The sequence below is a fragment of the Pseudomonas sp. F220 genome, from assembly GCF_057813935.1.
Genome location: NZ_JBVASJ010000004.1, coordinates 143,049 through 156,146, shown reverse-complemented (window position 1 = coordinate 156,146; position 13,098 = coordinate 143,049). Strand labels below are relative to the sequence as shown.

Below are 13,098 nucleotides of genomic sequence, written 5' to 3'. Positions count from 1 at the left end.
GCACGGGGCCGGGGTTCTGGTGTTTCAGTGCAGCGCTATCAGGCAGCCAGGTTGTCGGAAACCAGCGCAGCGATCGCTGCGTTGAAGGTTCCGCTAGGGCGCATGGCCTTGCTGATCAGTGCTGGCGTGGCGTAGTAGTAACCACCGATTTCCACTGGTTTGCCCTGAACGGCGTTGAGCTCGGCAACGATGGTCGCCTCGTTCTCGGTCAGGCTCTTTGCAAGCTGGCCGAATTGCGCCTGCAGCGTAGCGTCTTCAGTCTGGGCAGCCAGGGCCTGAGCCCAGTACAGCGCCAGGTAGAAGTGACTGCCGCGGTTGTCGATGTTGCCGACTTTGCGTGCAGGCGACTTGTTGTTGTCCAGGAATTGACCGGTGGCCTGATCAAGGGCCTTGGCCAGTACCTGGGCTTTCGGATTGTTGTAGGTGGTGCCAAGGTGCTCGAGGGAAGCCGCCAGCGCCAGGAACTCACCCAGCGAATCCCAGCGCAGGAAGTTCTCTTCGAGCAGTTGCTGGACGTGTTTCGGCGCGGAGCCGCCGGCGCCGGTTTCGAACAGACCGCCGCCATTCATCAGCGGAACGATCGACAGCATCTTGGCGCTGGTGCCCAGTTCCATGATCGGGAACAGGTCGGTCAGGTAATCGCGCAGCACGTTGCCGGTGACCGAGATGGTGTCTTTGCCTTCGCGGGTGCGGGCCAGCGTGAACGCCATGGCGTCAACAGGCGACATGATGCGGATGTCCAGGCCCGAAGTGTCGTGATCCTTCAGGTAAGCCTGAACTTTCTCGATCACCGCGCCGTCGTGGGCACGCATTGGGTCCAGCCAGAAAATGGCTGGGGTGTCGCTCGCGCGAGCGCGGTTGACAGCCAGTTTGACCCAGTCCTGGATCGGTGCGTCTTTGGTCTGGCACATACGGAAGATGTCGCCAGCTTCCACTTCCTGTTGCAGCAACAGGCGACCAGCGCCGTCGGTGACCTGAACAACGCCATCGGCCTTGATCTGGAAGGTTTTGTCGTGGGAGCCGTACTCTTCGGCTTTTTTCGCCATCAGGCCAACGTTTGGCACGCTGCCCATGGTGGTCGGATCGAAGGCGCCGTGTTGCTTGCAGTCTTCGATAACCGCCTGGTAGATGGTGGCGTAGCAGCGATCCGGGATGACGGCCTTGGTGTCGTGCAGTTGGCCGTCGGTGCCCCACATTTTGCCGGAGTCACGGATCATGGCCGGCATCGAAGCGTCGACGATCACGTCACTCGGTACGTGCAGGTTGGTGATGCCTTTGTCGGAGTTGACCATGGCCAGCGCCGGGCGCGCGGCGTAGACGGCCTGGATGTCGGCTTCGATCTGGGCTTGCTGCTCGGCCGGCAGGGCCTTGATGCGAGCGTACAGGTCACCGATGCCGTTGTTCAGGTTGAAGCCGATCTGTGCCAGCACGTCAGCGTGCTTGGCCAGGGCGTCTTTGTAGAACTCGGCAACGATCTGACCGAACATGATCGGGTCGGAGACCTTCATCATGGTCGCTTTCAAGTGAACCGACAGCAGAACGCCTTGTTTCTTGGCGTCTTCGATTTCAGTGGCGATAAAGCTGCGCAGGGCTTTTTTGCTCAGGACGGCGCAATCGAGGATCTCGCCGGCTTGCACGGCGGTTTTTTCTTTCAGGACGGTGGTGCTGCCATCCCGAGCGATCAGTTCGATTTTAACGCTGTCTTTGGCGTCGATCAGGGCCGCTTTTTCGCTGCCGTAGAAATCGCCAGCGCTCATGTGAGCGACGTGGGACTTGGAGTCCGCGCTCCAGGCGCCCATTTTGTGCGGGTGCTTGCGGGCGTAGTTCTTGACCGACAGTGGCGCGCGGCGGTCAGAATTGCCTTCGCGCAGAACCGGGTTCACGGCGCTGCCTTTGATTTTGTCGTAACGCGCCCTGACGCTCTTGTCGGCATCGCTGGTCACGGTTTCCGGATAGTCCGGCAGTTCAAAACCCTGGGCTTGCAGTTCTTTGATCGCCGCCTGGAGCTGTGGAGCCGAGGCGCTGATGTTCGGCAGCTTGATGATGTTGGCTTCGGGCGTGATGGCCAGGTCGCCCAGCTCGGCGAGGTGATCCGGCACTGCTTTGCCTGCGCCCAGTTGCTCGGGGAAGCTGGCCAGAATGCGTCCTGCGAGAGAGATGTCGCGGGTTTCCACCGAGATATCAGCGGAGGCCGTGAAGGCTTCGATGATGGGTAGCAGTGAGTAGGTGGCGAGGGCGGGGGCTTCGTCGGTAAAGGTGTAGATGATCTTCGAACGGGTGGGCATATTCGGATTAACTCTCTTCTTTGCTAGGCGTGTTCGGAATCTCGAGATGCGCGGGATAGGCGCTTTCGTTCAAAGTCATCCATGAGCCGAAAGTCGAGGTTTCTTCGCGGTGATGTTGGGTGCATCAGTCGAACGTCAGGCGGCTGGGTCGCGGTAACAACTCAGCCTTTTCGGGCTTGAAAGTCTCATTCCAGACAGGTCAGCCAGTGTGACTCTGTGGTCACCGGCGCATTATACATAGGTCTTTAGTGTTGCGACGATAGGTCGCGTATTTGAGATGACATCCATTGGTCTAAAGGATCGCGTTCGGGTGTCGCCGTACACTGGTCGTCTCAGTACTGAACTTTGTCGGTTTTCCCTTTGCTTTCAGACTTGTAAGCAGCAAAGGGTATAGGTTCGGCCCTGGATGTATGGAACATAAGGTTCCCGTCCAGATTTAACTGGGTTACGCTCCTGCGCAGCCAGATGTTCAATCCACACAACGGAGTTCAGCATGGGATACAAGAAGATTCAGGTTCCTGCAGTCGGCGACAAAATCACCGTCAACGCAGACCATTCTCTCAATGTTCCTAATAACCCGATCATCCCTTTTATCGAAGGTGATGGTATTGGCGTCGATATCAGCCCGGTCATGATCAAGGTTGTCGATGCTGCTGTTAAGAAAGCTTACGGCGGCGATCGTAAAATCTCCTGGATGGAAGTCTACGCCGGCGAGAAGGCTACTCAGGTCTATGACCAGGACACCTGGTTGCCTCAGGAAACTCTGGACGCTGTTAAAGACTACGTCGTTTCCATCAAGGGCCCGCTAACCACTCCAGTGGGTGGTGGCATCCGCTCCCTGAACGTTGCTCTGCGCCAGCAGCTGGACCTGTACGTGTGCCTGCGTCCGGTACGTTGGTTCGAAGGCGTGCCTAGCCCGGTCAAAAAACCAGGTGACGTCGACATGACTATTTTCCGTGAAAACTCAGAAGATATTTATGCCGGTATCGAGTGGAAAGCCGGTTCGCCAGAAGCGATCAAGGTCATCAAATTCCTGAAAGACGAAATGGGTGTTACTAAAATCCGTTTCGACCAGAACTGTGGCATCGGCATCAAGCCGGTTTCCCTGGAAGGCACCAAGCGTTTGGCGCGCAAAGCCCTGCAGTACGTGGTTGACAATGACCGCGACTCGCTGACCATCGTGCACAAAGGCAACATCATGAAGTTCACCGAAGGTGCCTTCAAAGAGTGGGCCTACGAAGTGGCGGCTGAAGAGTTCGGCGCTACCTTGCTCGACGGCGGGCCTTGGATGCAGTTCAAGAACCCTAAAACCGGCAAGAACGTCATCGTCAAAGATGCCATCGCCGACGCCATGCTGCAGCAAATCCTGCTACGCCCGGCTGAATACGATGTGATCGCGACCCTCAACCTGAACGGTGACTACCTGTCCGATGCCCTGGCGGCCGAAGTGGGCGGTATTGGTATTGCGCCAGGTGCCAACCTGTCCGACACCATCGCCATGTTCGAAGCCACCCACGGTACCGCTCCAAAGTACGCTGGCAAAGACCAGGTGAACCCGGGTTCGCTGATCCTGTCTGCTGAAATGATGCTGCGCCACATGGGCTGGACCGAAGCGGCTGACCTGATCATCAAAGGCACCAACGGCGCTATCTCGGCCAAAACCGTGACCTATGACTTCCATCGTCTGATGGACGGCGCTAAATTGCTGTCTTCTTCCGCGTTCGGCGATGCTTTGATCTCTCACATGTGAGCTGATCCGCGCTAAGCAAAAAACCGGCCGACTCAAGTGATTGAGTCGGCCGGTTTTTTTATGACTGAATGTTTGGTGTTGTCAGCTTAATACGGTTTGGTGGTGAGAGGGCGTGGCAGCCTCAGTGGTCTGGATTTTGACCGAGTTGATTTTGATGGCGTGCAAGCCCTTGGGTCCCTGGATGATTTCAAAACTCACGGGCTGACCGGCTTTCAGGGTTTTGTAGCCTTCCATCTCGATGGCCGAGTAATGGGCAAACAAATCTTCGTCTTTGCCGTCCTCGTTGATGAATCCATACCCCTTGGCATTGTTGAACCACTTGACCTTGCCACTCGCCATGCTCATATCCCTCTGCAACAGACTCCATCACTGGAGTATCATCCAGTTCATCGGCACTCAAACCAGGAAATCTGGTTGACGGTGCGGACCTTTTTTACCCACTGTGGGCTCTATTGGTTGTAACACCGTTTTACCGATAGTCAAGGTGACCGGGCGGTCAGAGTTGAAATCCTGCCTGAGCGCCCCCACCACTGTATTCGCTCAACTAACGAACCTTTCTTTCCATGCATGCAATCAGCCAGATTCGACTAACATTCAATCAGGATCGCCCGACTCTCCAGAAAGATCACCCGGAGGAACACGACGACGATTCCGCAGGCATTGCTGTTCAGGAGGCTAAGCCTGCTTTACAGGCGCCGCCGATGTACAAGGTGGTTTTGTTCAACGATGACTACACACCGATGGATTTCGTCGTCGAAGTGCTCGAGGTGTTTTTTAACCTGAATCGAGAGTTGGCGACCAAGGTAATGCTGGCCGTTCATACAGAAGGACGGGCAGTATGTGGAGTGTTTACCCGCGACATCGCCGAGACCAAGGCCATGCAGGTCAACCAGTACGCCAGGGAAAGCCAGCATCCGCTACTCTGTGAAATCGAGAAGGACGGTTAACGCCGACCACTTGGGTATGAGGTGAAGCTATGTTAAACCGCGAGCTCGAAGTCACCCTCAATCTCGCCTTCAAGGAGGCCCGCTCAAAACGTCATGAATTCATGACGGTCGAGCACCTTCTGTTGGCTCTTTTGGATAATGAGGCAGCCGCCACCGTTTTGCGTGCCTGCGGCGCAAACCTCGACAAACTCAAGCATGACCTGCAGGAGTTCATCGACTCCACCACGCCATTGATCCCTGTCCATGACGAGGATCGCGAAACCCAGCCAACCCTGGGCTTCCAGCGTGTACTGCAACGTGCTGTCTTTCACGTACAGAGCTCGGGCAAACGCGAGGTGACTGGCGCCAACGTGCTGGTCGCAATCTTCAGTGAGCAAGAGAGTCAGGCAGTGTTTCTGCTGAAACAGCAGAGCGTTGCGCGCATTGATGTCGTCAACTACATCGCTCACGGTATCTCGAAGGTGCCAGGGCATGGCGATCACTCTGAAGGTGAGCAAGATATGCAGGACGACGAGGGCGGTGAGTCTTCTTCTTCAGGCAATCCTCTGGATGCTTATGCCAGCAACCTCAACGAGCTCGCGCGCCAGGGTCGAATCGACCCATTGGTAGGGCGTGAGCTGGAAGTCGAGCGCGTTGCGCAGATTCTGGCGCGTCGACGCAAAAACAATCCGCTGTTGGTGGGTGAGGCAGGCGTGGGTAAAACCGCAATCGCCGAAGGGCTGGCCAAGCGCATCGTCGACAATCAGGTACCTGATCTGTTGGCCAACAGCGTCGTCTACTCCCTGGATCTGGGGGCGCTGCTGGCAGGGACCAAGTACCGCGGCGATTTCGAGAAGCGTTTCAAGGCGTTGCTCAACGAGCTGAAAAAACGTCCGCAGGCGATCCTGTTCATCGACGAAATCCACACCATCATCGGTGCGGGTGCGGCTTCCGGTGGCGTCATGGATGCCTCGAACCTGCTCAAGCCGTTGCTGTCTTCGGGTGATATCCGTTGCATCGGCTCGACCACCTTCCAGGAATTCCGCGGAATCTTCGAGAAGGATCGTGCCTTGGCGCGTCGCTTCCAGAAGGTTGATGTGTCTGAACCATCGGTAGAAGACACCATCGGCATTCTCAGAGGCCTCAAGGGGCGCTTCGAGCAGCATCACGGTATCGAGTACAGTGATGAGGCATTGCGTGCCGCAGCTGAGCTGGCATCGCGCTACATCAATGATCGGCACATGCCAGACAAGGCGATCGACGTCATCGACGAGGCGGGTGCCTATCAGCGCCTGCAGCCAATCGAGAAGCGTGTGAAACGCATCGAGGTGCCTCAGGTCGAGGACATCGTGGCGAAGATCGCTCGGATTCCGCCTAAGCACGTCACCAGTTCGGACAAAGAGCTGCTGCGTAACCTTGAGCGTGATTTGAAGCTGACAGTGTTTGGGCAGGATGCTGCGATCGATTCCTTGTCGACTGCGATCAAGTTGTCCCGTGCCGGCTTGAAGTCGCCTGACAAACCAGTGGGCTCGTTCCTGTTCGCAGGTCCTACGGGTGTCGGTAAAACCGAAGCTGCGCGGCAGCTGGCCAAGGCGTTGGGGATTGAGCTGGTTCGCTTCGATATGTCCGAGTACATGGAGCGCCACACCGTTTCCCGCTTGATCGGTGCACCTCCAGGCTACGTGGGCTTCGATCAGGGCGGTTTGCTGACCGAAGCGATCACCAAGCAACCTCACTGCGTGCTGTTGCTCGATGAGATCGAGAAGGCGCATCCGGAAGTCTTCAACCTGCTATTGCAGGTGATGGATCACGGTACGCTGACTGATAACAATGGGCGCAAGGCAGATTTCCGTAACGTAATCGTCATCATGACGACCAACGCCGGTGCCGAAACTGCAGCGCGTGCGTCAATCGGCTTCACTTATCAAGATCACTCCTCCGATGCCATGGAAGCGATCAAGAAGAGCTTCACACCGGAATTCCGTAACCGTCTGGACACCATTATCCAGTTTGGTCGCCTCAGTCATGAGGTCATCAAAAGCGTGGTGGACAAGTTCCTTACCGAGCTTCAGGCGCAACTGGAAGACAAGCGTGTATTGCTCGAAGTGACCGATGCTGCGCGCAGTTGGCTGGCGGCGGGTGGTTACGATGTGCAGATGGGCGCGCGACCAATGGCTCGCTTGATTCAGGACAAAATCAAGCGTCCGCTGGCCGAGGAAATTCTCTTTGGCGAATTGGCCGAGCATGGCGGAGTGGTACACATCGACCTCAAGGACGGCGAGTTGACCTTCGAGTTCGAGACCACTGCCGAGATGGCTTGACGTTAACCGCAATAAAGCACAAAGGCGCCGAAAGGCGCCTTTTTGCTGTCTTGAAGAATCACACCAATCCCCAGTGGGAGCGAGCCTGCTCGCGATAGCGGTGGGTCAGCTTGCATCAATTCTGAATGTGAAACTGTATTCGCGAGCAAGCCCGCTCCCACATTTGTCCTGCGTCGTTGCTTCAAATCCCGTACAAACAAAAACGCCCGGCATAAGCCGGGCGTTCTGTATTGACTTGATTAACGAGCGCGGTAAGTGATGCGCCCTTTGCTCAAGTCATAGGGCGTCAGCTCGACGCGCACTTTGTCACCGGTAAGAATACGAATGTAGTTCTTGCGCATCTTGCCGGAGATATGCGCGGTTACGACGTGCCCATTTTCCAACTCCACACGAAACATGGTGTTGGGCAGGGTGTCGACGACAGTGCCTTCCATTTCGAAGCTGTCTTCTTTCGACATGCAGTAAAGCCCTCGGTATCCAATGAGTGGCCCGGTGCAACTGCGCCAGGCAAAAGCGGCGTGCATTGTGCCCGAAAAATGGGGTTTAAGCCAAGGGCTTCTAGTTCAAGGTGACCCATCTTTGGTTAATAAGCAGCTCGATGGGGCGATACTGGGTCTTGTAGCTCATCTTTTTGCAGTTTTTTATCCAGTACCCGAGGTAGACAGCGTCCAGCTGCAGGCGCCGGGCCTCGCCAATTTGCCAGAGAATCGCGTAGCGGCCCAGGCTGCGGCGTTCTTCTGCGGGTTCGTAGAAGGTGTAGACCGCCGATAAGCCGTTGGGCAGCAGATCAGTGACGGCGACCGCCAGTAGGCGCCCCTCAAGGCGGAACTCATAGAATCTGGAAAACGGCAGGTCACGGACCAAAAATGTTGAAAACTGATCGCGGCTGGGCGGATACATATCGCCATCAGCATGGCGCTGCTCGATATAACGTTGGTAAAGATCGAAATACTCTTCGCTGAAGCCAGGTTTTGCAGGTCGTACCTGCAGATCGGCATTGCGCTTGAAAATACGTTTCTGCTGGCGGTTAGGCAGAAATTCCACCACGGGAATTCGCGCCGGAACACAGGCGTTGCAGTTTTGGCAATGCGGCCGGTAAAGGTGGTCGCCACTGCGACGAAAGCCCATTTCCGACAGATCTGCGTAGACATGCACATCCATGGGCTGGCTAGGGTCGAGGAACAGCGTGGTGGCCTGCTCTTCGGGCAGATAGCTGCAAGAGTGGGGCTGAGTGGCATAAAACTTCAAGCGCGCCAACTCGGTCATGATCAACCCTCGGGATAAGCTTTTGAATTAAGTGTAAGCCAGGCTGGGACAAGTCGCCTAGGAAACCCAAGTGGCAGTGTTGGGTTGATCGAGATGCTGCTTTAAGTAGCCGGCAAAGCTGCTGCGAGGTATGGCGCGAGCACCAAGGCTGTGCAGATGGTCTGTGGGCATCTGGCAGTCGATCAGCACAAATCCCCATTCCTTGAGGTGTTTGACCAGCGTCGCAAAACCGAACTTCGAGGCGTTGTCGGCGCGACTGAACATCGATTCACCGAAAAAAAGCTGCCCCATCGCCAGGCCGTAGAGCCCGCCGACCAGAGTGCCTTGATCCCACACCTCAACTGAATGTGCATAACCTCGCGCATGCAATTGCGTGTAAGCAGTCTGCATGGCGTCGGTGATCCAGGTGCCGTCAGCATAGTCGCGCGGCGCAGCGCAGGCCTGGATGACTGAGGCGAAATCGCGGTCGAAGGTCACTTCGTAGCGCTGTTGGCGCAGCAGCTTGTTCAGGCTGCGGGAGACATGTAGCTCATCTGGAAACAACACAGTGCGCGGATCGGGCGACCACCAGAGAATCGGCTGTCCTTCCGAGAACCACGGAAAGCAGCCGTGGCGGTAGGCCTGGATCAAGCGATCGGCGGACAGATCGCCGCCGGCGGCGAGCAAGCCATTGGGATCGCGCATGGCCTTTTCCAGTGGCGGAAAGGTCAGGGTATTGCGTTGTAACCAGGTCAGCATGGCATTCAGGCTTGTAGGAGGGGAGGGTGATGGCGGGTCGTATGGCCCGCCGTGAGGCGCTAAATGATTAGTTGTCGTCGAGGTACTTCTCGGCGTCCAGTGCCGCCATACAGCCGGCTCCGGCGGAGGTCACGGCTTGGCGGTAGACATGATCGGCGACGTCGCCGGCTGCGAAAACACCTTCAATGCCGGTTGCGGTGGCATCGCCTTCGCTGCCGCCCTTGATCAACAGGTAGCCGTTGCGCATTTCCAGTTGGCCCTGGAACAGGTCGGTGTTGGGTTTGTGGCCGATGGCGATGAATACGCCGGTCAGCGCCAGGTCTTTGGTCTCGCCCGTATTACTATCCCGCAAACGGGCTCCGATTACGCCGCTGGCATCCCCCAGCACCTCGTCGAGGTTTTGGTTCCAATGCATGCGGATATTACCGTTGGTGACCTTTTCGAAGAGTTTGTCCTGAAGGATTTTCTCCGAGCGCAGTTTGTCGCGTCGGTGAACCAGGTGGACTTCCTTGGCAATATTGGACAGGTAAAGCGCCTCTTCCACTGCGGTGTTGCCGCCGCCAACCACTGCGACCACTTGATTGCGGTAGAAGAAACCGTCACAGGTTGCACAGGCCGAGACGCCTTTGCCGGCAAAGGCTTCTTCGGAAGGTAAGCCCAGGTATTGCGCGGAGGCGCCGGTAGCAATAATCAGAGCGTCGCAGGTATAAGTGCCGCTATCGCCGGTGAGGATAAACGGGCGCTGCTGCAACTCTGCGGTATGGATGTGGTCGTAGACGATCTCGGTGTCGAAACGCTCAGCGTGTTTCTGCATGCGCTCCATCAGTACCGGTCCGGTCAGGCCTTCCACGTCACCGGGCCAGTTGTCGACTTCGATGGTGGTGGTCAGCTGGCCACCGGCTTGCAGGCCGGTAATGACCATTGGCTTGAGGTTGGCGCGAGCGGCATAAACGGCGGCGCTGTAACCGGCAGGCCCTGAACCCAGGATGATCAGGCGTGAATGCTTCGCTTCGCTCATAAAAACACCTCATAAGCCTTTGTCACAAAAGAGAATGCATGCTCAAATTGAACCGCGCGTAAAGTGCTGTTGGCTATGCTACACCGAAGCCGCTCTGGCGTGGCATCGGGCGGGCAAACCCGTACAATGCCTGTTTGTATCCATATGTTGGATAATCATTGGCATTCAACGATCGTCCGAACGCGGCCCGAACCTTCGGCAGCTTCTACGGTTTCGGAATGCAGTGCCAGAGTGTTAAAAGTAGCTTCAGTTGCGCTCGTTAACTTTGTTACCTGCTCGGATTGAGCAGTTTTTATAGTCAATCAACAGTTGGTCGCGCTACAGGCGCAGGAAAAGACGCGTTTTGAAGAAATCCACCGCTACACCTAAAACAGTAGTTCCGCTCTGGCGTCAGCAACTGCACTACCGCTTGAAGGAAGGTGCGCTGATTGCCATTGGAGCCTTATGCCTGTTCCTGATGATGGCATTGTTGACATATGGCAAGGACGATCCGGGCTGGAGTCACAACAGCAAAATTGAAAATGTGCAGAACTTCGGCGGGCCTGCGGGCTCCTACAGCGCCGATATTCTGTTCATGGTGCTGGGTTATTTCGCTTATATCTTCCCATTGCTGTTGGCGATCAAGGTTTATCAGATTTTTCGTCAGCGCCACGAACCCTGGCTATGGAGCGGCTGGCTGTTTTCCTGGCGGCTGATTGGCCTGGTATTTCTGGTGCTGTCGGGCGCTGCCCTGGCACACATCCACTTCCATGCGCCGACCGGCTTGCCGGCGGGTGCTGGCGGTGCCTTGGGCGAAAGCCTGGGTGACCTGGCGAAGAATGCGCTCAACATCCAGGGCAGTACCCTGATGTTTATTGCGCTGTTTCTGTGCGGCCTGACGGTGTTCACCGACCTCTCCTGGTTCAAGGTCATGGACGTGACCGGTAAAATCACCCTTGATCTGTTCGAACTGTTTCAGGGCGCTGCCAATCGCTGGTGGGCGGCGCGCAATGAACGCAAGCAACTGGTTGCGCAATTGCGTGAAGTCGATAACCGGGTCAATGACGTTGTTGCTCCGACTGTGACCGACAAACGTGAACAGGCCAAAGTCAAAGAGCGCTTGATCGAGCGTGAGCAGGCCCTGAGCAAGCACATGTCCGATCGCGAGAAGCAGGTTCCTCCAGTCATCGCCCCGGCACCGGCCAAAGCGCCAGAGCCGAGCAATCGTGTACAGAAAGAGAAACAGGCTCCGTTGTTTATCGACAGCGCGGTTGAAGGCACTTTGCCGCCCATCTCTATTCTTGACCCCGCGGAAAAGAAACAACTCAACTATTCGCCTGAGTCGTTGGCTGCGGTCGGCCATTTGCTGGAAATCAAACTCAAGGAATTCGGCGTCGAAGTCTCGGTCGACTCGATCCATCCTGGCCCGGTCATTACCCGCTACGAGATTCAGCCGGCTGCGGGGGTCAAGGTCAGCCGTATTTCCAACCTGGCCAAAGACCTGGCGCGTTCGCTGGCGGTGACCAGTGTGCGGGTGGTGGAAGTGATTCCCGGCAAGACCACCGTGGGTATCGAGATTCCCAACGAAGACCGGCAGATCGTGCGTTTCTCCGAGGTTTTGTCCACCCCGGAATACGATAATGCCAAGTCCCCGGTCACCCTGGCCCTGGGCCACGACATCGGCGGCAAGCCGATCATCGTCGACCTGGCGAAAATGCCTCACTTGCTGGTGGCCGGTACCACCGGCTCCGGTAAGTCGGTGGGTGTGAACGCGATGATTCTGTCGATCCTGTTCAAGTCTGGCCCGGAAGACGCCAAGCTGATCATGATCGACCCGAAAATGCTCGAGTTGTCGATCTACGAAGGCATCCCGCACCTGCTGTGCCCGGTGGTAACCGATATGAAGGACGCGGCCAACGCCCTGCGCTGGAGCGTCGCCGAGATGGAACGTCGCTACAAGCTGATGGCGAAGATGGGTGTGCGCAACCTGTCAGGCTTCAACCAAAAGGTTAAAGAGGCCCAGGACGCAGGCACGCCACTCGTTGATCCTTTGTATAAGCGCGAAAGCATTCATGACGAAGCGCCGCTCCTGACAACGCTGCCGACCATCGTGGTGGTAGTCGACGAATTCGCCGACATGATGATGATCGTCGGCAAGAAGGTCGAAGAATTGATCGCACGGATCGCTCAAAAGGCCCGTGCTGCCGGTATTCACTTGATCCTCGCGACCCAGCGCCCTTCGGTGGACGTGATCACCGGTCTGATCAAGGCCAACATTCCGACCCGTATGGCGTTTCAGGTGTCGAGCAAGATCGACTCACGGACCATCATCGACCAGGGTGGCGCGGAACAACTACTTGGGCACGGCGACATGCTTTATATGCCGCCGGGCACCAGCCTGCCGATCCGGGTACATGGAGCATTCGTTTCTGACGATGAGGTCCACCGGGTGGTGGAAGCCTGGAAGCTGCGCGGCTCGCCCGATTACAATGAAGACATCCTTGCAGGTGTCGAAGAGCCCGGTAGCGGTTTTGACGGCGGTAGCGGCGAGGGTGGTGACGACAGTGAAAGCGATGCGCTCTATGACGAGGCGGTCAAGTTCGTTCTGGAAAGCCGCCGTGCCTCCATCTCGGCCGTGCAGCGCAAGCTGAAAATCGGCTACAACCGCGCTGCTCGCATGATCGAAGCCATGGAAATGGCCGGGGTTGTGACGTCCATGAACACCAATGGCTCCCGTGAAGTATTAGCGCCGGCCCCAATGCGCGACTGACCACTGATCTGACATAAGCGGCGTGGCGACACGCCGCCTGCACTC

General features: G+C 56.7%; 10 protein-coding genes. 4 read left to right on the top strand and 6 right to left on the bottom strand.

What is annotated here, in order from left to right; all coding sequences use genetic code 11:
- Window positions 1–38: 38 nt before the first annotated feature.
- Window positions 39–2,285: an NADP-dependent isocitrate dehydrogenase gene (locus ACZYSM_RS05990; protein ID WP_489069828.1), complete on the bottom strand. Its 2,247-nt coding sequence runs from the start codon at window positions 2,283–2,285 to the stop codon at window positions 39–41.
- Window positions 2,286–2,778: 493 nt separating this feature from the next.
- Here ACZYSM_RS05990 and icd point away from each other — a divergent pair, with 493 nt between their 5' ends.
- Complete coding sequence (gene icd, locus ACZYSM_RS05985) at window positions 2,779–4,035, top strand: NADP-dependent isocitrate dehydrogenase (protein ID WP_489069826.1); 1,257 nt, start codon at window positions 2,779–2,781, stop codon at window positions 4,033–4,035.
- 81 nt (window positions 4,036–4,116) lie between these two features.
- Here icd and cspD read toward each other — a convergent pair whose 3' ends face one another.
- A complete protein-coding gene (cspD, locus tag ACZYSM_RS05980; RefSeq protein ID WP_489069824.1) occupies window positions 4,117–4,374 on the bottom strand; it encodes a cold shock domain-containing protein CspD in 258 nt (85 codons plus the stop codon).
- A 224-nt stretch (window positions 4,375–4,598) separates the two neighbouring features.
- Between cspD and clpS the strand changes: the two genes are divergently transcribed.
- Window positions 4,599–4,982, top strand: coding sequence for an ATP-dependent Clp protease adapter ClpS (gene clpS, locus ACZYSM_RS05975; RefSeq protein WP_034146919.1), 384 nt, complete (start codon window positions 4,599–4,601; stop codon window positions 4,980–4,982).
- Between the two features lie 29 nt (window positions 4,983–5,011).
- Entirely contained in the window at window positions 5,012–7,282 is a 2,271-nt protein-coding gene (clpA, locus tag ACZYSM_RS05970; protein ID WP_489069822.1) for an ATP-dependent Clp protease ATP-binding subunit ClpA, read from the top strand.
- A 239-nt stretch (window positions 7,283–7,521) separates the two neighbouring features.
- Here the strand turns inward: clpA and infA are convergent, their stop codons facing one another.
- The 4 genes from infA to trxB form a co-directional block, all read right to left on the bottom strand.
- Window positions 7,522–7,740 carry a translation initiation factor IF-1 gene (gene infA, locus ACZYSM_RS05965; RefSeq protein ID WP_002553999.1) on the bottom strand — a complete coding sequence of 73 codons (219 nt, stop codon included), beginning with the start codon at window positions 7,738–7,740 and terminating at the stop codon, window positions 7,522–7,524.
- A gap of 100 nt (window positions 7,741–7,840) precedes the next feature.
- A complete protein-coding gene (locus tag ACZYSM_RS05960) occupies window positions 7,841–8,548 on the bottom strand; it encodes an arginyltransferase (RefSeq protein WP_489069820.1) in 708 nt (235 codons plus the stop codon).
- Between the two features lie 57 nt (window positions 8,549–8,605).
- Window positions 8,606–9,286 (bottom strand): leucyl/phenylalanyl-tRNA--protein transferase, encoded by a 681-nt coding sequence (aat, locus tag ACZYSM_RS05955; RefSeq protein ID WP_489069818.1) that lies wholly within the window; start codon window positions 9,284–9,286, stop codon window positions 8,606–8,608.
- 67 nt (window positions 9,287–9,353) lie between these two features.
- Window positions 9,354–10,304 carry a thioredoxin-disulfide reductase gene (gene trxB, locus ACZYSM_RS05950; protein WP_489069815.1) on the bottom strand — a complete coding sequence of 317 codons (951 nt, stop codon included), beginning with the start codon at window positions 10,302–10,304 and terminating at the stop codon, window positions 9,354–9,356.
- Window positions 10,305–10,647: 343 nt separating this feature from the next.
- On the opposite strand from trxB, the gene ftsK reads away from it, so the two are divergent.
- Window positions 10,648–13,053, top strand: a complete 2,406-nt coding sequence (gene ftsK, locus ACZYSM_RS05945) for a DNA translocase FtsK (protein WP_489069813.1) — start codon at window positions 10,648–10,650, stop codon at window positions 13,051–13,053.
- Window positions 13,054–13,098: the final 45 nt, after the last annotated feature.

What these genes read in the sequence shown, in the direction of transcription:
- ACZYSM_RS05990 (WP_489069828.1), bottom strand. Translation starts at nt 2,285, where the DNA reads ATGCCCACCCGTTCGAAGATCATCTACACCTTTACCGACGAAGCCCCC.
- trxB (WP_489069815.1), bottom strand. Translation starts at nt 10,304, where the DNA reads ATGAGCGAAGCGAAGCATTCACGCCTGATCATCCTGGGTTCAGGGCCT.
- clpA (WP_489069822.1), top strand. Translation starts at nt 5,012, where the DNA reads ATGTTAAACCGCGAGCTCGAAGTCACCCTCAATCTCGCCTTCAAGGAG.
- clpS (WP_034146919.1), top strand. Translation starts at nt 4,599, where the DNA reads ATGCATGCAATCAGCCAGATTCGACTAACATTCAATCAGGATCGCCCG.
- icd (WP_489069826.1), top strand. Translation starts at nt 2,779, where the DNA reads ATGGGATACAAGAAGATTCAGGTTCCTGCAGTCGGCGACAAAATCACC.
- aat (WP_489069818.1), bottom strand. Translation starts at nt 9,286, where the DNA reads ATGCTGACCTGGTTACAACGCAATACCCTGACCTTTCCGCCACTGGAA.
- cspD (WP_489069824.1), bottom strand. Translation starts at nt 4,374, where the DNA reads ATGGCGAGTGGCAAGGTCAAGTGGTTCAACAATGCCAAGGGGTATGGA.
- infA (WP_002553999.1), bottom strand. Translation starts at nt 7,740, where the DNA reads ATGTCGAAAGAAGACAGCTTCGAAATGGAAGGCACTGTCGTCGACACC.
- ACZYSM_RS05960 (WP_489069820.1), bottom strand. Translation starts at nt 8,548, where the DNA reads ATGACCGAGTTGGCGCGCTTGAAGTTTTATGCCACTCAGCCCCACTCT.